Annotated in this window: 16 protein-coding genes; 4 read left to right on the plus strand and 12 right to left on the minus strand. The window is 68.4% G+C overall.

Translation table 11 applies throughout. The annotated features are described in order from the left end of the window. Positions 1 to 30: 30 nt before the first annotated feature. The gene (locus tag FVP33_RS16495; protein ID WP_147784785.1) at positions 31 to 1,506 is read right to left on the minus strand and encodes a glycosyltransferase family 2 protein; all 1,476 of its coding nucleotides are present in this window, start codon (positions 1,504 to 1,506) and stop codon (positions 31 to 33) included. Further along, positions 1,503 to 1,790, minus strand: coding sequence for a hypothetical protein (locus FVP33_RS16500; protein ID WP_147784786.1), 288 nt, complete (start codon positions 1,788 to 1,790; stop codon positions 1,503 to 1,505). The genes FVP33_RS16495 and FVP33_RS16500 overlap by 4 nt, the downstream gene beginning before the upstream one ends. A gap of 86 nt (positions 1,791 to 1,876) precedes the next feature. Between FVP33_RS16500 and FVP33_RS16505 the strand changes: the two genes are divergently transcribed. Further along, positions 1,877 to 2,824 (plus strand): glycosyltransferase, encoded by a 948-nt coding sequence (locus tag FVP33_RS16505; protein WP_147784787.1) that lies wholly within the window; start codon positions 1,877 to 1,879, stop codon positions 2,822 to 2,824. On the opposite strand, the gene FVP33_RS16510 is transcribed toward FVP33_RS16505, so the two are convergent. The 6 genes from FVP33_RS16510 to FVP33_RS16535 form a co-directional block, all read right to left on the minus strand. Next, positions 2,821 to 3,846 (minus strand): glycosyltransferase family 2 protein, encoded by a 1,026-nt coding sequence (locus tag FVP33_RS16510; protein ID WP_147784788.1) that lies wholly within the window; start codon positions 3,844 to 3,846, stop codon positions 2,821 to 2,823. The genes FVP33_RS16505 and FVP33_RS16510 overlap by 4 nt on opposite strands. Next, entirely contained in the window at positions 3,847 to 5,088 is a 1,242-nt protein-coding gene (locus FVP33_RS16515) for a rhamnosyltransferase WsaF family glycosyltransferase (protein WP_147784789.1), read from the minus strand. It lies immediately after the preceding gene. A 41-nt stretch (positions 5,089 to 5,129) separates the two neighbouring features. Then, positions 5,130 to 6,392 (minus strand): dTDP-4-amino-4,6-dideoxygalactose transaminase, encoded by a 1,263-nt coding sequence (rffA, locus tag FVP33_RS16520; protein ID WP_222706773.1) that lies wholly within the window; start codon positions 6,390 to 6,392, stop codon positions 5,130 to 5,132. Between the two features lie 133 nt (positions 6,393 to 6,525). After that, positions 6,526 to 7,989: an adenosylhomocysteinase gene (gene ahcY, locus FVP33_RS16525; protein ID WP_147784790.1), complete on the minus strand. Its 1,464-nt coding sequence runs from the start codon at positions 7,987 to 7,989 to the stop codon at positions 6,526 to 6,528. Between the two features lie 77 nt (positions 7,990 to 8,066). Beyond that, positions 8,067 to 9,500 (minus strand): phosphomannomutase/phosphoglucomutase, encoded by a 1,434-nt coding sequence (locus FVP33_RS16530; RefSeq protein ID WP_147784791.1) that lies wholly within the window; start codon positions 9,498 to 9,500, stop codon positions 8,067 to 8,069. A gap of 10 nt (positions 9,501 to 9,510) precedes the next feature. Then, on the minus strand, positions 9,511 to 9,735 hold the full coding sequence (locus FVP33_RS16535) for a DUF3499 family protein (protein WP_147784792.1): 225 nt from the start codon (positions 9,733 to 9,735) through the stop codon (positions 9,511 to 9,513). Positions 9,736 to 9,824: 89 nt separating this feature from the next. On the opposite strand from FVP33_RS16535, the gene FVP33_RS16540 reads away from it, so the two are divergent. Then, the gene (locus FVP33_RS16540) at positions 9,825 to 10,262 is read left to right on the plus strand and encodes a metallopeptidase family protein (protein WP_147784793.1); all 438 of its coding nucleotides are present in this window, start codon (positions 9,825 to 9,827) and stop codon (positions 10,260 to 10,262) included. 24 nt (positions 10,263 to 10,286) lie between these two features. Here FVP33_RS16540 and FVP33_RS16545 read toward each other — a convergent pair whose 3' ends face one another. From FVP33_RS16545 to galE, 4 genes are all read right to left on the minus strand, one after another. Beyond that, positions 10,287 to 11,795 carry a DUF5719 family protein gene (locus tag FVP33_RS16545; protein WP_147784794.1) on the minus strand — a complete coding sequence of 503 codons (1,509 nt, stop codon included), beginning with the start codon at positions 11,793 to 11,795 and terminating at the stop codon, positions 10,287 to 10,289. Beyond that, on the minus strand, positions 11,788 to 14,658 hold the full coding sequence (locus FVP33_RS16550; RefSeq protein WP_222706774.1) for a glycosyltransferase family 2 protein: 2,871 nt from the start codon (positions 14,656 to 14,658) through the stop codon (positions 11,788 to 11,790). Before FVP33_RS16550 ends, FVP33_RS16545 begins: the two co-directional genes overlap by 8 nt. A 105-nt stretch (positions 14,659 to 14,763) precedes the next feature. Beyond that, the gene (locus tag FVP33_RS16555) at positions 14,764 to 15,081 is read right to left on the minus strand and encodes a WhiB family transcriptional regulator (protein ID WP_147784795.1); all 318 of its coding nucleotides are present in this window, start codon (positions 15,079 to 15,081) and stop codon (positions 14,764 to 14,766) included. A gap of 180 nt (positions 15,082 to 15,261) precedes the next feature. Further along, the gene (gene galE / locus FVP33_RS16560; RefSeq protein ID WP_147784796.1) at positions 15,262 to 16,227 is read right to left on the minus strand and encodes a UDP-glucose 4-epimerase GalE; all 966 of its coding nucleotides are present in this window, start codon (positions 16,225 to 16,227) and stop codon (positions 15,262 to 15,264) included. A 237-nt stretch (positions 16,228 to 16,464) separates the two neighbouring features. Between galE and FVP33_RS16565 the strand changes: the two genes are divergently transcribed. Together FVP33_RS16565 and FVP33_RS16570 are read left to right on the plus strand one after the other, a co-directional pair. Next, on the plus strand, positions 16,465 to 17,418 hold the full coding sequence (locus FVP33_RS16565) for a GlxA family transcriptional regulator (RefSeq protein ID WP_147784797.1): 954 nt from the start codon (positions 16,465 to 16,467) through the stop codon (positions 17,416 to 17,418). 149 nt (positions 17,419 to 17,567) lie between these two features. After that, positions 17,568 to 18,293: a glycosyltransferase family 2 protein gene (locus FVP33_RS16570; protein WP_187270770.1), complete on the plus strand. Its 726-nt coding sequence runs from the start codon at positions 17,568 to 17,570 to the stop codon at positions 18,291 to 18,293. The last annotated feature ends 2 nt before the right edge of the window (positions 18,294 to 18,295 follow it).

Raw genomic sequence — 18,295 nt, forward strand, 5'->3', positions numbered from 1 at the left:
GAAAGGGAGGAGGCCGCCGGGCAGGGCCGCTCAGCGCCAGTAGGGGTCGCTGAGCAGACGGGTGCCCCAGTGGCGCCGGATCGTGGCCAACTCCTCCGGCACGACGGTGGCAACCCGGCTCTTCGACTCGAAGTGGAAGAGCTCAGCATGAGGAGTCCAGACGATGCTCCGGCCGGTGGAGCGCACCTTGAGCGAGAGGTCCACGTCGTTGTAGTTGCCGGCGTAGAGCGGGGAGAACCCGCCCACCTCCCAGAAGGTGTCCGCGGAGATCATGGCGCACGCCGCGGTGACGCCCGAGACCTCCCGGTCGACGCCGAGGGAGCCCAGCGCATCGTCCCGCCCGGATTCCCAGCCGAACGCGATGTGACCCGCCCAGCTGTCACGATAAAGATGCCCGCCGTGCTGAACGGTTCCGTCCTCGAAGTAGAGCATGGTGCCCACCAGACCGATGCCCGGCTGCTGGGCGAGGCCGAGCATCACCTCGATCCAGTCGGCGCTGATGAGCTCCACATCATCGTTGACCAGAACGAGATAGTCCCCGCGGGCGTGAACCGCACCGCGGTTCATCTTGCCCGAGAAGTTGAAAGGGCCCGACCAGCGCACCAAGCGAAGTCGTTCCCCGGCAACCTCGACGAGACTGTCGATCACGGCCTGGGGTGTCTCGTCGTCGGCGACGACGACTATCTCGATCGGGGCATACGTCGTGCGCTCGAGCATGCCTCGTACGGCATCAACGACGAGCACGCTCTCGGCGCCTCGAATCGTGGCTCGTCCGCCGCGGGTGGGGATGACGATCGACACGAGCGGGGCGCCATCGATCGGATAGCGCAGCCTGAGCGCCGACCCGGCAAGCGACACCTCGGCGGTGACGCCGCGCGCGGCAACCGCGTCCGCCGACGCACTCCGGTGGGCCTCGGTCAGACTGCCGATCGCGCTAACGGAGCGGCTGAGCACCTCGGGGATCGCGAGCACTCGCCTCTCGTCCGCCCCCAACCGCAGTGCGATGTCGTAGGGATGCGCGCCGTCAAGGCCGGGGCGGAAGCCGCCGACCGACCGCAGCCGGTCGGACCGGAAGCCGCGCACGCCGCCGAGGTAGTCCTGCGAGAGCAGCCGGATCGGCGAGGGTGCCGGCCGACGACGCACCTCGCCGTCCGCGAGCTGCGTGTCGCCGTAGAACAGGTCGATGTCGAACCGGCCGACGGTTCGCCCGAGCGTCGCGTTCGCCTCACGCGTGAGCTCGTTGCCGGCATCGAGCCACACTATCCAGTCGCTCGGCGTCTGGGCCAGAAGCGTGTTCAGCAGGCCCGAGCCGTCCCCGTCCGGTGCCGCGATCAGGCGCGTCGGCGAATCCGGAAGGCTCAACTGGTCGAGCATACCGGCGTCGACGATGCCCACGACCTCCTCGAATTGCGACGACTGCCCAAGCGCCGAGCGCAGCGCATTCCGCACGGAGGAGATCGGATGCCCGGCTCCGAAGACCCACAGGGTGCGGCTGGCACCGCTCATCGGCGGCGAAGCCGTCGTCCGGCCCGCTGGAGCACCCGTACCGGAATGGTCACCACGCGACCGACGCGCCAGGGCAGGGAGCGCCGAAGCTCGAGCAGTTGCTGCTCGGCGCTGAGCTGTTCCGTGGGCGTGAGCTCCCGAGTGGCGGCGACCTGGGCGAGTCGGGCCTCGAGGCCCTTCACTCGATCGATGAGCTCGAGCTGCTGCTCCGGCGAGAGCGAACGGGTCGGCGCCGTCGCCTCATCCTCACGCCCGGCCCATGGCGCGCTCCCCACATCGGTCACGACAACCCGCTTCTTCCTTCGTTCACTCTCCGCCCTACTGTAACGCCCCGGTTCGGAGGCGCATCGCGGGCCGTCGATAATGGGGTGTGACCGAAACCCCTCCGACCGGCGCGACCAGGGTCATCGCCGTCGTTCCCACCTTTCGGCCAGACGAGGCGCTTCTCGACGGCTTGCGGGCGCTCGCGCCGCAGGTCGATTCGATCATCGTCGTCGACGACGGCAGTCCCGCCGAGTCGCGCGCCCTGCTCGAGAGAGTGGAGGACGCCGGATTCGAAGTGCAGCGCAGCGCGCGCAATGCCGGCATCGCCGCGGCGATCAACGCCGGAATCAGGACCGCGCTCGAACGCGGAGCCCACTTCGTGCTCACCATCGACCAGGACACGGTGCTACCGGCCCACTACGTCTCCGATTGCCTCACGGCGTTCCGCATCGCGAGTCCGGCCACCCGTCTCGGTATCGTCTGCACCGACCGGGTCAACGGCCAACCCTCCATTCCGGAGCACTACACGAAAGAGGGCCTCGGCCTCGTTCGCGAGGCGATCCAGTCCGGATTCCTCATCAGCGCCGAGTGTCTGGCCGAGTGCGGCCTGTTCGACGAGAGACTCTTCATCGATTGCGTGGACACCGAGTACTGCCTCCGGATCGCACGTCACGGCTACCGCATCGCCGTCGCGCCCGGCACCGACATCACCCATTCGCTCGGCGAACAGGCTCCCCTCCGACCGTTCGGCTTCCCGGTGCGAAACCCGGACACCGGCGAGATCGAGACCTACGAATATCACGGTCCGACCCGGCGATACTTCATCACCCGCAACAACGTGGACCTGTTCCTCCGCTACGCGAGGGTTCGGCCTCGCTGGGTCGTCTCGGCGGTCAAGCGCGAGATCGTTCCCACCTTGACGACGATCGTCTCCGGCCCGCGGCGCGGAAGACAACTGCTGGCCACCGTGGTCGGGGCCACGCACGGGCTCGTGCGCCGGCGCGGGCCGCTCACTCCGACCCTGCGGCGCGTGCTCTCGGGGTCTCGCCCCTAACCGCCGCCGCGGGCATCCCGCGTCTTCTCGTGCTCGAGGGAGTGCGCCCCGATGGCGCGATGATCGTCGAGCCTCACGCTCAGGGCGCGCCGATAGTTGCCCCACTTGGCCAGGTGATAGAACGGATTGACCACGAGCCAACGCAGCTTGGCGCCGAGCGGATAGCGGTCGTCGCGCACAATGCGCACCGAATCCCGCAGGATGTCGTAGCCGGCCCTGAGCACCTGCTTGCCCGTGCCATACCTGGCCGCGTTCTCATCGAGACGACGCAGCGCGAGGGTCTCGTCGAAGACCCGCTTGCCGAACTCGCGCAGGGTGAGGTCGTTGGAATGCTCGACACTCCCCCCTGGCGCATAGGCCTTGCGGTATCCCGCAGCGATCAGGTCCCGGCCGAAGGCCATGTCCTCCGAGTAGCGGAGGTCCTGGTACGGGATGACGTCGAGCAGGAAGTCGCGCCTCGTCGCCGAGTTGACGTCGGAGTAGAACGCGAGAAGGTCCATCTCCTGGGCCGTCGGCTCCGTCTCACCCCGCTGATAGACGGTCGGGGCCGAATCCGGGCCGAACCTGGCGAACACCGCGTCGATCTCGTACTTCTGCAGGGGGAAACAGTCGGCGCGGGGAATCTGCTTGCCGAGCACGGCCACGGCATCCAGGCCGTCCGCGCGGAGGGGGTCGGTCAGCTCTCGCAACCAGCCGGTCGTGAGCGGAACCGCATCCTGGGTGAGAAAGACCAGGTTCCTTCCCCACGCGAGCCGGGCGGCGAGGTTGCGGGTCTTGCCGTGGCCGAACTCGGAATTGGGGATGACGTGCAGCCGCACTCCCGCGTGCGAGCCCACGATCTCGAGCGTGCGATCCGTTGAGCCCGAGTCGATGACGAGAACCTCGACGGTGCCATCGAAGTCCTGAGCGTCGATCATCCGCAGGATCCGGTCGAGATACTTCTCGCCATTGAGGGTCGGGATGATCACGGTCACGTCAACGGACGTGGTCTCCCGCGAATCGTCTCCGGTCGACTGGGTCACCTAGAGCGCCGTTCGCATGGCCTTTTCGAAGACCGCGATGAACGTCTCCGCCGGGTCTGACCAGCCGGCCGAATCGACGGAGTGGGCGATCGCGGCGCCGTGTTCGACGGCATCCGGCCGATCGACGATCGCAATGAGGCGTTCGGCTATCGCCTTCGGCGACATCGGCACGTACTCGATGTACGGGCTGTCGAAGACGCCGCGCGTGTTCGGGGCGTCGTTCACGACAGGAACGACCCCGCTCGCCATGACCTCCATCGGCAGCAGCGACATGTTGGTGAGGGAGAGCACGAGGCCGGCGGCGGACCGGTTGTAGATGGTGTCGAGCCTGGCGATGTCGACCGCTCCGTGGTTGACGTGCGGGAAAGGCACGTCATAGCCGGACATGTCCCAGCCGATGAGGTTGATGGTGATGTCCGGCCGGAGACGGTTGAGTTCGCGCAGCGCGAGAAGGCCGAATTCGGTCGCGCGCCGGGGAGTCGGCGGCCGGGCATAGAACACCACCTCGTTGCGCCGCTCGGTGTTCGAGTAGGTGTACCGGCTCGTGTCGACGGCGAAGTCGTATGCGTCGCACGACATCCCGTACTCGCTGCGGAGCTTCTCGCCGAGCCACTGGCCGGCGGCGATGCCGTGGAATCCGAGCCGGTACGAGTTCTCGGCCAGGACGTAGTCGCTGCCTTCGGCGAAGAAATACGGTTCGAAGTCCTGCGCGAAGTAGAAGCGCTTGGCCTCCCCCTCGTAGCGGTACGCGGCGTAGGTGGCCTCCCAGTCCGACGCGAAGATCGCGTCGAAGCCAGGAGCGAAACCCTCGGCCGGGTCGTACAGCCTCATGTCGCCGACGAGATCGGGATAGCCGGTCATCCCGTGCATCATGGCCCGGATCTCGTCGACATTGACCACCGGATACTTGCCGGGAGAGTAGAGGTAAACGGTCAGCTCGTGTCCGGCCTTCTCGAGAAAACTCATGAACCGGAAGGCGTTCTGATGCCCACCGCTGGTGCGGCTCGGGGGGCTGATCACCCACGCGATGCGGTATTTGCCGTCGCGACCCTCCATCGGAACCGCGTTGAAGGCGCGCGGTTTGGTCCAGTCCACGGCGATGACGTCCTCCGTGTAGACGGTGGAGAGGGGAGTCACGACGAACGGGCTGAAGCGGTTCGACAGGTACTTCGCGCTCCGCCAGGCGGTCGATCGAATGCCCTCTGTCTTCAGAATCGAGAAGGCCTTGCCCACTGCACTCATGCCAGAACGTCCGCTTCGGTGCAATCACTCACAGATCGACCTTACAGAAGTTGGAAGGCCCTCACCGCGTCGATGACCCGACTCACCTGATCCTCCGACATCCCTGGCCAGAGCGGAAGGCGCACGATTCGCCGGGAGAAGTCCTCGCTGACGTCGAGCGAACCGAGGGTGCGACCGTAGCGGAGGCCCGCCGGACTCGAGTCGAGCGGCACGTAGTGGAAGCTCGCGATCACCCCGGCGAGCCGCAAACTCGCGATGAGATCGGTCTGGGATGCCCAGGTCGGCATGACCAGGTAGAAGAGGTGCGCGGCGTGGATGCCGAGGGGCGGGCTCATCAGTCTCGCGCCCAGCGCATCCGCCCACTCGTCCAATTCGAGGGCGTACCGATCCCAGACGCTCACTCGTTGGTGCTGGATCTCGCCGATTTCGCTGAGCTGGGCATCGAGCACGGCGGCGCTGATCTCGCTCATCAGATAGCTCGACCCCCAGTCCACCCAGCGATACTTGTCGACTTGGCCCCGAAGGTACTGGGACCGATTGGTGCCCTTCTCCCGCATGATCTCGGCCCGTTCCACGAGCGCGGGATCGTTGATGAGCAAGGCCCCGCCCTCCCCGCAGTGCACGTTCTTGGTGTCGTGGAAGCTCTGCGCCGCAAGCACACCGACACTGCCGAGGGTGTGCGCGCCCGCCCGAACGCCCAAGCCGTGTGCGTTGTCCTCGATTATCGGCAGCCCGTGCTCCCTGGCGATGGACAACATCGACTCGATGTCGACCGGCACCCCGCCGTAGTGCATCACCGAGATCGCCCGGGTCCTCGGCCCGACGGCCTCACTCGCCTGATTGGCGTCGATGTTGCCGGTGGACGGATCGATGTCCACGAAGACGCAGGTGGCTCCCGTGCGTGCCACCGCGTCGGCCGCGGACGGAAAGGTGAAACTCGGAAGGATCACCTCGTCGCCCCGCCCGATCCCGAGCAGCGAACTGGCCATCTCGAGGGAGTGTGTCCCGGACGGGGTGAGCAACACGTGCCCGGCGGTGGTGAGCGTGACGATCTTTTCGCTGGCGCGACGCGTGAACGGGCCGTCGCCGTGTGAGTGGTCGGAGGCGAGCACCCGGGCGACGTTGGCGAGTTCGTCCTCGCTGCGATACGGACGCGAGAACGGCACGATGTCGGACGCGACCGCAACCCCGTCACCCATGACCACCCCCGCGACCAGCACCCATTGCTGAACTTCGCTCAGTCTAGGTTCGACCCGCCGGTCCGGGATGTCGCGGCGCGCCCCAGTCTCGGCGCCCCACCGCATCCGAAATCCATGCATTTCTTGCCCGGCCCCGGCGTGTCTGCGACGACACGCCGAGTCGCGCCGAGAAATGCATGGATTTCGGAAGGGGAAGGAGGGGAAGGAGGCGGCGGCGCCGAGGGCGGGCCGGCGTCGATCAGTAGCGGTAGTGATCCACCTTGTAGGGGCCGTCGACCGGCACGCCGATGTAGGCGGCCTGCTGCTCGGACAGCACGGTGAGCTTCACGCCGAGCGCGTCGAGGTGAAGGCGGGCGACCTTCTCGTCGAGGTACTTCGGCAGCACGTAGACCTTCTTCTCGTAGTTCTCGCCGTGCGCGTAGAGCTCGATCTGGGCGAGCACCTGGTTCGTGAAGGAGTTGCTCATGACGAAGGACGGATGGCCGGTCGCGTTTCCGAGGTTCATCAGGCGTCCCTCGGAGAGCACCAGGATGCTTCGCCCGGTGGGCAGCCGCCACTCGTGCACCTGCGGCTTGATCTCGATCTTCTCGGTGCCGGCGAGCTTCTCGAGGCCGGCGATGTCGATCTCGTTGTCGAAGTGGCCGACATTGGCGACGATCGCGAGGTGCTTCATGCCGAGCATGTGGTCCACGGTGAGCACGTTCTCGTTGCCGGTGCCCGTGACGAAGATGTCGACGTCGCCGACGACGTCCTCGATCGTGGTCACCTGGAACCCGTCCATCGCGGCCTGGAGGGCGTTGATCGGGTCGATCTCGCTCACGATCACGCGGGCACCCTGGCCCTTGAGGGCCTCCGCCGCGCCCTTGCCGACATCCCCGTAGCCGGCCACGAACACGACCTTGCCGCCGATGAGGACATCGGTGGCTCGGTTGAGGCCGTCGGGCAGGGAGTGGCGGATGCCGTACTTGTTGTCGAACTTGCTCTTGGTGACCGAGTCGTTCACATTGATCGCCGCGAACTGCAGCTCGCCCGCCTTGGCCAACTCGTAGAGGCGGTGCACGCCGGTCGTCGTCTCCTCCGTGACGCCCTTGATCTCGGCGGCGATGCGGGTCCAGCGGTCCGGTGATGCGGCGAGCGAGGCGCGAAGCGTGTCGAGGATCACGCGCCACTCGTGGCTGTCGCTCTCCGTCGCATCCGGAACGGCGCCGGCGAGCTCGAACTCGCGACCCTTGTGCACGAGGATCGTGGCGTCCCCGCCGTCGTCGAGGATCATGTTCGGTCCATCGAAGCCTTCGGCGCTCCAGTCGAAGATCTGGCTGGTGCACCACCAGTACTCCTCGAGCGTCTCGCCCTTCCAGGCGAAGACGGGAACCCCGGCCGGCGACTCCGGCGTTCCGTTCGGCCCGACGGCGACGGCGGCCGCCGCCTCGTCCTGGGTGGAGAAGATGTTGCAGCTCGCCCAGCGCACCTGCGCGCCGAGCGCGACGAGGGTCTCGATGAGCACCCCGGTCTGCACGGTCATGTGCAGAGAACCCGCGATGCGGGCGCCGGCCAGCGGCTTCGACGCACCGAACTCCTCGCGCAGGGCCATCAGGCCCGGCATCTCGTTTTCGGCGAGCCTGAACTGGTGCCGACCGGCCTCGGCGAGGGAGAGGTCACGCACCTTGAACGGCGCGGCAATGCTGGTGGATGTGAGCGACATGCTCCCAGATTACGCGATCGGGCGATCCCGGCCTGTGCGGCGCCCCCGACCCGCGCCGCTCCCGCGACCCACGCCGGCTACTCGCGGATGAGCGCGAGCACGGCATCCCGCACCCGTGCCATCTCCTCGGGGGTCGCCGCCTCCACGTTGAGGCGCAGCAGCGGCTCGGTGTTGGACGGACGCACGTTGAACCACCAGAACGGCTCGTCGGCGGACACGATCCCCGTCACGGTGAGGCCGTCGAGCTCGTCGAACTCGGCGATGCCGTTGTACGCGTCCACGATGCGGCTGTAGGCAGACGGCACGTCCGTGACGGTGGAGTTGACCTCGCCGCTCGCGGAGTACGGGGTGTACTGCTTCGACAGCGCGGAGAGCGGCCCATCGTGCGACCCGAACTCGGCCAGGATGTGCATCGCGGCGAGCATGCCGTTGTCCGCTCCCCAGAAGTCGCGGAAGTAGTAGTGCGCGGAGTGCTCCCCGCCGAAGATCGCGCCGGTCTTGGCCATCTCATCCTTGATCAGCGAGTGGCCGACCCTCGTGCGCACCGGGATCGCGCCGGCGGCTTCGATGGTCTCCTCGACGATCCGCGAGGTGATGAGGTTGTGGATCACGAAGATGTCGCCGTCGGGCTGCAGGGCGCGCACCCGGGTGATCTCGCGCAGCGCGACGATGGCGGCCACCGCGGAGGGCGTGACGGCGTTGCCCTTCTCGTCCACGACGAAGCAGCGGTCGGCGTCCCCGTCGAAGGCGAGCCCGAGGTCGGCGCCGTGCTCGATGACGGCCTTCTGCAGGTCCACGATGTTCGCCGGCTCGAGGGGGTTGGCCTCGTGGTTGGGGAAGGAGCCGTCGAGTTCGAAGTAGAGCGGGATGATCTCGATCGGCAGTTTCGCGAGCCCCGCGGCCTCGCCGAGCACAGCGGGAACGGTGAGTCCGCCCATGCCGTTTCCTGCGTCGACCACGATGCGGATGGGCCGGATGCCGGACAGGTCGACGAGGGACCGCAGGTAGGCGGCGTAGTCGGCCAGCACGTCGACCGTGCGGAAGGTGCCGGTCTCGGCGACCTCGCCGACGCCGGTGGACAGGTACTCCTGCGCGCGGTCGCGGATCGAGCGGAGCCCGGTGTCGAAGCTGATGCCCCTGGCGCCGGCCCGGGAGAGCTTGATGCCGTTGTAGGTGGCCGGGTTGTGGCTCGCCGTGAACATCGCGGCCGGGGCGTCGAAGTGTCCGGAGGCGAAGTAGGACTCGTCGGTGGAGCAGAGGCCGATCGAGAGCACGTGGGCGCCTCGGGCCTGAGCTCCGCGCGCGAAGGCGGCGGCGAACTCCGGCGACGAATCGCGCATGTCGTGGCCGACCACGACATCCGTTCCCGCCGCCTCCACCTCGTCGGCGAAGGCGGCACCGAGCGCCTGGACCACCTCTTCCGTCAACTGGGAGCCGACGAGGCCCCGCACGTCGTAGGCCTTGATGAATGGTGTGAGATCGATAGCGCCCGAAGAGCTGGCAGAGTTCATGCCGACAACGCTACAGGGCGGAATGCTCCGTGCGACCGAGCGAGACGTGCCGCACGACCTGCCAGCCCTGGGGCACGGACAGCCGCTCGGCATGTCTCGAGCAGAGGTCGTAGCTGTGCGGCTCGGCCTGGCGACTGAGCGGGCCGAGTACCGCCATCGAATCGGCGTAGACATAGGTGAGAGTGGAGACGGCGTCGTTGGTGCACGCGACTTTGCTACAGGGTCTGCCATCCATTTGGCTCCACTCTAACCACGCGCCGGCCGTCTCGGCGCGAGCCTCGCCGCGCACATCGGGCGGTCCGCTGCGGCGGATAGAATCGAGGGATGGCTCGCCCCCGAAGTGCAGGCGCCTCGGCGAGACCGGGCTGGCGCGATCGCCACGGCCGGGGGATGCGTTCGGCCGTCACCGGGCCGCAGCTGCCGCTGCTGCACTCCCGCGCCGACCTCTTCGACATGACGGTCGCGTCGACCGCGGAATACCTCAAGGACATCTGGCCGGACGAGCTTGCCAATGTGAGCTTCGAGGTGGCCGGCCTGCCAAGCGCGGTCGGGGACAGCGGCGGAATCGACCGGTGGCACGTCATCGCCCCGGAGCGCCGCGTGATCCTCTACCGGCTTCCGATCGAGCGCCTCGCGCACCTGCACCACCACGACGACCTTCATCGCCGCATGCTCATCGAGAGTTGCGTGTTCCGAGCGGTGGCCGAACTGCTCGGCAAGGACCCCTGGGATCTGGCTCCCGAGCGTTTCCGGCACCTGTAACGGCCGCCGCTCCGCCGACGGGAACTACGGGAAGATGCGGATCGGAAGCGACGCGGGCGCCGAGCTGCTCACCGAGTATGCGCTGAGTTGCGCGTCTCCGGTGTAGCTGACCGCGAGCGACAGGGTCGAGAATCCGCTGATCGTGTAGGCGGAGGAGGCCACGACCGGGTAGGTGACGGTCTGGCCGGCCGGGATCGTCACCGTCGCATCCGGCTGCCCCTTCGTGGCGATCTTCACGGTCGCCGACGCCCGGGCCGAGTTGGCCAGGTGCAGCAGGGGCGACGGCCCGGGAGCCACCTCCACCAACGCCTTGCGGTCGAGCGGTTCGGCAGCCGCGAGCCAGGCGAAGTCGCTCTGGCCGGTGGAACCGACCGTGGACACCCTGGCACCCGCCACGAGGGGGATGTCGGAGCTGACCGAGATGGTGTAACTGCCGTCGGCGAGGGTGTCGAGGGGGACGTCGGTGACCACTCCGGCCGGAACATCCACCGCCACCGACTTGATCTCCGCGGTGCCGTTCTCCGGCACCACGCTGACGCGTGCCTTCGCGGCCTTGTCACCGGGCACGAACAGTCGGATCACCGACCCGAGGTCGGCGAAGCCCGGCTCCCCCTGGCGGCCGACGACCGCATCCGAGTTGGCGACGACCATGCCGGGGATCACCGAAGTGCTGCTTGGGCCGGATGCCGCGCCCACGATGTCGACGCCGCCCGGTTCCAGGGTGCGCACCGTCGACTGCTGCAGGTTGGCGACGACCTGTCCGCCACGGCTCTGCACGCGCACGACGGGAGACACGGTGTTGGGTGCGAAGCCGGCCAGCGAGAACACCCGCTGGCTGCTGGCGGGGACGACGATTCCGTCGGTGCCGGCCGCACTGACGACCCCGGTCTCCGAGTAGATGGTGAGGGTGACCGTGGCGGGGACCGCGCTCGGGTTGCTGAGGGTGAGGAGGGTGGTGCGGCCGGTGTCGGTCGCGCCGCCGACGAGCCAGCTGTCGCTCGTGGCCTCGGTGCACTCGGCGGCGGCGAAGCCCACGAGGTCCTCGGAACTCACGGCCTGGGACTGAGCGCCGGCGAGGAGGGGCCGCGCGGCGGACGAACCGGCCGGCAGCGTGAGCAGCTGCGGGGCGACCCCCGTCGTGTTCTCCGTGGCGCTGAGCGGTGCGGATTGGGCCCGTCCCGCCGACTGGGCGAAGCGCACGGTCGGTCTGCCCACGGAGCTGGCCGTGGCGGCGCCGGCGCCCGTCTCGTCGCCGAGGCGCAGCAGCGGTCCGGCGCAGACGCGCTCCTGGGCCGTGGCCACGGGGGTGACGAGCACCGACGGCGGGCTCACGGTGTGCCTCGGGATCGGAAGCAGGGCGGCGGCGGCCAGCGCCAGTGCCGCGACGCCCACGCCGACGGTCCCAGCGACGATTCGCGCACCGACGAGCACGGCGCCGCGCGCGCGGCCCGGGGTCTTTGAAGACGGCAGAGGTTCCGGCAGCGGCTCGGGAGCGACCTCGAGTTCGGGTTCCGGTTCCAGGTCGTCAGTCATGATCCTCCTCGTCGAAGGTTCCGGCCGGCTCGCCCAGCACCGACCCGCTCACGTTCTGCCGGCGTCGGCGGCGCGCCGTCGGAATCCCGAGGAGCAGGGTGAGTCCGAAGACGATGCCCTGGCCGACGAGGATCCCCGCGCCGAGCTGGGTGCTGGTGTTGCCCGGCCGCTGCGGAGCCGCGCCGTCCGGCAGCGCATAGCGCCAGAGCAGCCCGTTGGCCGTGTTGCCGACGGGGGCGAAGAGCGAGTTGCCGTCGAGTGCCTCGGCAGTACGCTGGTGCACCGCCTGCTGGTTGTCCTCGGGCGGGGTGAGGAGCACGAAGCCGATCGACAGTTCGCCCAGGCTCGATGCGGCGTCGAATCCGCTTCGCGACGCGAGATTGCCCGAGAGCGTCGCGACGCGCTTCTGGTCGGCGGAGAGCCCGGTCGATGTGGAGGCGAGCGTCGACTGGTCGTCGAGAGTGGTGCCAGAGCCGCGTTCGACGACGGCCGACAGGGCGCCTCCGGCGAGCGGCGTCAGCACGAGGGTGCCGACGTCCGGACGGCCGTTCGCCTGGGCGGTGACCACGGCCGGCAGGATTCGGGAGCCGGGCTGCACGGTGGCCGTCGGCGCGAAGAGGGAACCGAGCAGCGGCACCACGAGCAGGGTCGAGGCCACCCCGGCGAGAACCCCGAGCGGAACCGAGACCCGGCCGAGCGAGTCGAGGCCGATGACGACGCTTCCGATGAGTCCGAGCCAGTAGAGGCTGAGCGCCGCTCCCGGCCAGATCACGACCGCTGCCCCGCCGGCCGTCGCCACGGAGAGGTGCGATCCGATCACCGCGGTGACGAAACCGAGGAGCGCCAGGATCATCGACGGGGCGGCCCGCCGGGACCCGGGCACGAACAGGGCGAGCAGCGCAAGGGCGCCGATCGGTGCGAGCAGCACCGCCACGAGCACGACCGGGGCCGTGCCCGGCAGGGAGAGCGAGTGGAGAACCGAACTCCAGCCGTGCAGGCCCGTTCCCGGCGAGGCGAGGGCGAGACGCAGGCCGGAGGTCTCCGCCCCGCCGGCAGGAACGCCAGGGTCGGCGAGAAGAGCGAGCGGGTTGCCGCGGGCGAACTGCTGCACCACAAGGGGGAGGAACAGGGCGGCCGCCGGCAGCGGAATCCAGATCAGCCGGTGCAGGCTCTTCGGGCGGGAGAGCAGGAGCGCGAGCCAGCAGACCAGCAGCGCGGGCGCCACCGATGGCGCGGATGCCGCAGCCACGGCGAGCAGAAGCGCCGAGCCGGCCGACGCCGACCACGATCTCGACGCGGAGAGGCCGGCGAGCAGCAGCCAGGGCAGAACGACATGCACGATGGATGCGCCGAGGTGCCCGGCCGCGAGCGACCCGAGCAATGGAGGCGCGAGGGCGTACACGGCGGCGGCGAGGGCCGGCAGCCCCACCCGCGTGGTGAGACGACGAGCGAGGAACCAGGCGCCGAGGGAGGCGAGGGGAAGCGCGAGCAGGTAGACGCCGAGGATGCCGAGGGACGGCTGCCAGAACGTGATCGAGCCCAGCACGGCGAGCACGTAGGCGAACGGGTCGGAGGCGCCGAGGAATCCCACCCCGATCTCGCGCCAGCCGTAGCCCACGTGCGACCAGAGCTGGCCGACGGTATCGCTCAGGGGAAGCAGGGTGCCGCCGACAAGGGAGGAGGCGCCGAGCACCGGACCGCTGAACACGATTCCGACGACGGCGGCCAGCACGACGACCCAGAGGCCGCCATGGGCGACGAACTCGGCGCGCGGTGCACCTTGCACCGCCACCACGGTGGAGGAGGCCGCCTCTTCCCTCGCTTGCGCGCGCCGCTCGCGCACCACGCGGCCGGGGACCCGCAGCGAGGCGATCGCCGCCCAGCCGAGGGTGCGACTGCGGGCGAGGTTGCGCCTGGCCCGGCCAACCCCTGTCGTTCCGAACGCCACGGCGAAGGCGGCGGCGAACTCCCCGCCGACGAGTCCCGGTCGTTTGGCGAGTACCTGCCCGATCGCGCGCAGCACGGCGAGCGGCACGAGTGACAGCCAGTGGAACACGAGCGAGGCGGCCGGTGCGTAGACGAGTCGGCGATGTAACTGGGCCGTCCGAGCGATTCGGGCCCGCCGCATCTCGGACACCGACGCGCGGGAGAAGGTCTCCGGGCCGCCGGCGCTCGCGACCTTTGCTCCCGGCACGACGACCACGCGGTAGCCGGCGAGGCGCGCCCGCACCGAGAAGTCGAGAGCGGCATCGATGCTCGGCAGTCCCGGGTCGAATCCGCCGAGCGCGGTCCACAACGAGCGCCGAACGAGCATTCCGCCGGCCGCGACGCCGAGAACGTCGTCCTGCACGTCGTGCTGGGCCTGATCCAGTTCACCCTCGACGAGGGCGAAGGAGGCGCCGAACCGCGTCATGGTCTCGCCGAACTCGGCGATCACATCCGGCTGTTCCCAGCGCATGAGCTTGGGGGCCGCGATGGCCACCGAGGGGGCGATCTCGACGGCCCCGAGCAGTTGGGCGAGCGCGTTCGGCTCCGGGGCGTTGTCATGGGCGAGCAGCCACAGCCATTCGTCGTCCGTCGCGCCACCCGGAGGCGCGCCGGGCGCGGGCGGAGCGAATGCGGCGGGCGCAGCAACGTGAAGGGCGCGGGCGACGGCCGAGCCGAAGGTCGTCTTCGATCCGACCGAGACGAGCTGGGTGGGCCCGAACTCGGCGAGGAGCTCGGCGGAGTCGTCCGTCGAGCCGGCGTCGACACCGATCACGTCGTCGGGCAGACGGGACTGCCGAGCGATCCCCGCGATGGTTCGTTCGAGGTACGCCGCCCCCGAGTGGACAACGAGTATCGCTGTGACTCTCGCTTGCATCTAATCGAGACTAAGCGGGTTGGGCGTGGATCGGGAGGCCGACACGCACGGGGCGCGGTGAATCATCCGAGTCACACCGGCCCCACCTGATGCGAGCGGGGATGGTTACGCGCGCTTGCGGAGTTTGCGACGCTCGCGCTCCGAGAGTCCGCCCCAGATTCCGAAACGCTCGTCATTCTGGAGCGCGTACTCCAGGCACTGGGCCTTCACCTCGCAGGATGAGCAGATCTTCTTCGCGTCGCGCGTCGATCCGCCCTTTTCCGGAAAGAAGGCCTCCGGATCGGTCTGCGCACAGAGTGAATCCGTCTGCCAGGAAAGCGGATTCTCGTCGTCGAGTTTCCCACGCACGCCGGGAACTCCCAGTCGAACGGGGTCGACGAACCAGTCCTCAGGTACACCTCGGCGCTGTTCGTCGATCGCCATAACATATCTCCCCTCGATAATGCGCTCGGCATGCGCATCACGTTAGAAGTAATTACACCCGTGTAGTTCCGTCCCGTCAAGTCGCAAATGGTAAAGCCTCAATTCGCTGTCGAGGGTTCGCGACGCGCCGCGGCCCTCAAATGGGGGGCACGATATATCGGGCCGCCCGGGAATAGCCTCTCAGCGGCCGTAGGCCCGGCGTGCGGCCCACGCGCTCGACACCATTTCGGTGAGTGAATGCCGCATTTTCCAGTCCAGATCCCGAGCTGCGAGGTCCCCGGCGGCCACGATCCTGGCGGGATCCCCCGGGCGTCGCGGGCCGATCTCCGGAACGAAATCGATGCCGGTGACCTGCGCCACCGTCGCCATTATCTCGCCGACCGAGACGCCGTCGCCGCTGCCGAGGTTGTAGGCGGGCTCGAGCGGTTCGCCGGCATCCAGGCGGCGCGCGGCGGCGACGTGCGAGACAGCGAGATCTGCCACGTGGATGTAGTCCCGCACGTTGGTGCCGTCGGGTGTCGGATAGTCGTTGCCGTTGATGCGCGGCGTGCGTCCGGCCACGAGGGCGTCGAACACGAGCGGGAAGAGGTTGTGCGGACTCGTGTCGGAGATGCTCTCATCCCCGGAGCCCACGACGTTGAAGTACCTCAGCGACGTGTGCCGCAGCCCCTCGGCCACGGCCTGATCGCGCAACAGCCACTCGCCGATGAGCTTGGACTCGCCGTACGGCGACTGGGGGTTCTTCGCGGTGTCCTCGGTGACGGTGTCGACGTCCGGCGTGCCGTACACGGCCGCGCTCGACGAGAACACGATGCGGTCCACCTTGCGGTCGCTCATGGCGGCGAGCAGGATCGCGGTTCCCGTGACGTTCTGTTCATAGGTGTGCAGCGGGCGCTGCACGGAGACACCCGCGTATTTGAAGCCGGCGACGTGGATCACGCCGGTCACCTCGTGCTCGTCGATCGTGTCGACGATGCGGGCGCCATCCAGAATCGATGCCTGCACGAACGGGGCTCCCCGCGGCACGAAGCTCTTGTGTCCGGTGGAGAGGTCGTCGAGCACCACCGCTCGAAGGCCGGCATCGAGTAGCGATCGAACAACGTGTGCACCGATATAGCCGGCGCCGCCGGTCACAAGCCAAGTCATGACCTACAGGCTAGTACCGGGCGCCGACCGGCCGGCGTGCTCAGTACCGCGGACGCGTGGGCTGGCGCCGATAGCCGTCGTGGTGGATGGCGAAGAGGGATCCGGCGATCGCCCAGACGGCGAGGCCCGTGATGATGAGTGCGAAAGTGATCATGGCAGTAAATCTAGGAGTTGCAACTAACTGCCACGAGTGGCAGTATTGCCATCAATCGTACATATCCAGCCAAAGGTGTGACCATGCTCAAGAAGGTCGTTCTGCTCGCACTTCCCGGGGTCGCCCCGTTCGAGTTCGGCGTGGTCTGCGAGGTGTTCGGCATCGACCGCGTTGACAGCGGCGGGCCGGCGTTCGACTTCACCATCGCGACCGCCGCCCCCGGCCCGGTGCGCACCAGCCTCGGCTTCGACATGATCATCGAACACGACCTGGCCGCGGCAGCCGATGCCGACCTCATCGCGGTCCCCGCCCACTCTCTCGACACGATCGACGAGGCGTACCTCGAGGTGATCCGGGCCGCCGAGGCGCGCGGCGCGTGGGTGTTGAGCGTCTGCAGCGGGGCCTTCGCGCTCGCGCAGGCCGGCATCCTCGACGGGCGCCGAAGCACCACCCACTGGATGCACACCGACCGGCTCGCGGCCGCCTTCCCCGCGACGTCGGTCGACCCCGACGTGCTCTTCGTGGAAGACCGCAAGGTGGTCACGAGCGCCGGCACCGCCGCGGGCATCGACGCCGCCCTGCACATCGTGCGCAAGGAGCTCGGAGCCTCGGTGGCGAACGTGATCGCGCGGCGGATGGTGGTGCCGCCGCAGCGGGACGGCGGGCAGTCCCAGTACATCGACTTTCCGATCACCGAGCGCTGCGCCGACTCCTTCGCCGAGGTGGCGGAGTGGATGCTGAAGAACCTCGCCGAGGACCTCACCATCGACCAGCTGGCCCGCAAGGCCCTCATGTCTCCGCGCACCTTCGCGCGGCGCTTCCGTGCCGACATGGGAACCACGCCGGCGGCGTGGCTCAACAAGCAGCGCATCATCCGTGCCCAGAACCTGCTCGAGACCACCGACCAGAGCCTCGAGTCGATCGCCGCGGACACCGGCTTCGGCACGGCGGCGGTCATGCGCCACCACTTCGTCAAGGTGCTGCAGACCACACCGACCGCCTACCGGCGCACCTTCGGCGAGCGCCTCGCCGGCTGAGTCGCCCGCTCCCAGCCCACGGAACGCGCCAACGATGGGGCCGGCAAGCGACGCCCGCGAAGGGAACGCGGAGCCCATCTGAGCTCGCCCGATCGGACTCGGCCGTGACCAACGTATGGCAGGATGCATGGGTGCGCGAAGGAGAGTCAGTGAAGCGAAGCGTGGTGCTGCCGGTCTATAACGAAGAGGGCTCGGTGGCTCGAACGATCGCTGCGGTCGCCTCCGAGGTGGCCGAATGGCCCGATTGCGAGATCCTGGTCTGCGACAACGCCAGTACCGACGACACCGTCGCCGTTGTTCGCGATCTCGCCGAGGCCGACCCGCGAATCAGGGTTCTGACCGCCGAGTCCAACGGGCTGTATGCCTGGAACGTCGGCCGGGGGATCAACTCCGCCCAGGGCGACAGAATCTTTGTACTCGACGGGGACGGGCAGTATCCACCGTCGGTCTTCCACGATCTCGACAGGGAGCTCGCCGGTGGGGCGGGCCTCGTCCTTGGACACCGCACTGTGCGGGTAGGCGGCGCTGTGCGCGTGATCGCGTCGTACACCTACTTGACGCTGTGCCGCCTGTACCTGGGATTCGACCTCAGGGACATCAACGCCGGGGCTCGTGGGCTCTCCCACGAGTTCGCGTCGCACGTGCAGATCCGTCACCTCGGGTCGATGGTCAACCCGGAACTGTACGCGACCGCGGTGAGCCTCGGCTTCGCGGTGCAGGAGGTGTCCGTGGGTCACGAGCACCGCGTCGCCGGAGAGACGAGCCACGTCTTCGGCCGTCCGCTTGCGCTCATCCGCCAGGCGACCGAGTACTTCTCTTTCCTCAGGAAGAGCTACTCCCCGCTCGGACGACCGAGGCTCACGCGTCGCCGATAGAA

It is taken from the genome of Lacisediminihabitans profunda (assembly GCF_008040105.1).
GTDB classification, from domain to species: Bacteria; Actinomycetota; Actinomycetes; order Actinomycetales; family Microbacteriaceae; genus Lacisediminihabitans; species Lacisediminihabitans profunda.

Bases quoted from the DNA above. Each gene is read 5' to 3' on its own strand.
- FVP33_RS16495 (WP_147784785.1), bottom strand. From the start codon at position 1,506: ATGAGCGGTGCCAGCCGCACCCTGTGGGTCTTCGGAGCCGGGCATCCG.
- FVP33_RS16550 (WP_222706774.1), bottom strand. From the start codon at position 14,658: ATGCAAGCGAGAGTCACAGCGATACTCGTTGTCCACTCGGGGGCGGCG.
- rffA (WP_222706773.1), bottom strand. From the start codon at position 6,392: ATGCGGTGGGGCGCCGAGACTGGGGCGCGCCGCGACATCCCGGACCGG.
- FVP33_RS16545 (WP_147784794.1), bottom strand. From the start codon at position 11,795: ATGACTGACGACCTGGAACCGGAACCCGAACTCGAGGTCGCTCCCGAG.
- FVP33_RS16515 (WP_147784789.1), bottom strand. From the start codon at position 5,088: ATGAGTGCAGTGGGCAAGGCCTTCTCGATTCTGAAGACAGAGGGCATT.
- FVP33_RS16555 (WP_147784795.1), bottom strand. From the start codon at position 15,081: ATGGCGATCGACGAACAGCGCCGAGGTGTACCTGAGGACTGGTTCGTC.
- galE (WP_147784796.1), bottom strand. From the start codon at position 16,227: ATGACTTGGCTTGTGACCGGCGGCGCCGGCTATATCGGTGCACACGTT.
- FVP33_RS16535 (WP_147784792.1), bottom strand. From the start codon at position 9,735: ATGGATGGCAGACCCTGTAGCAAAGTCGCGTGCACCAACGACGCCGTC.
- FVP33_RS16565 (WP_147784797.1), top strand. From the start codon at position 16,465: ATGCTCAAGAAGGTCGTTCTGCTCGCACTTCCCGGGGTCGCCCCGTTC.
- FVP33_RS16540 (WP_147784793.1), top strand. From the start codon at position 9,825: ATGGCTCGCCCCCGAAGTGCAGGCGCCTCGGCGAGACCGGGCTGGCGC.
- ahcY (WP_147784790.1), bottom strand. From the start codon at position 7,989: ATGTCGCTCACATCCACCAGCATTGCCGCGCCGTTCAAGGTGCGTGAC.
- FVP33_RS16530 (WP_147784791.1), bottom strand. From the start codon at position 9,500: ATGAACTCTGCCAGCTCTTCGGGCGCTATCGATCTCACACCATTCATC.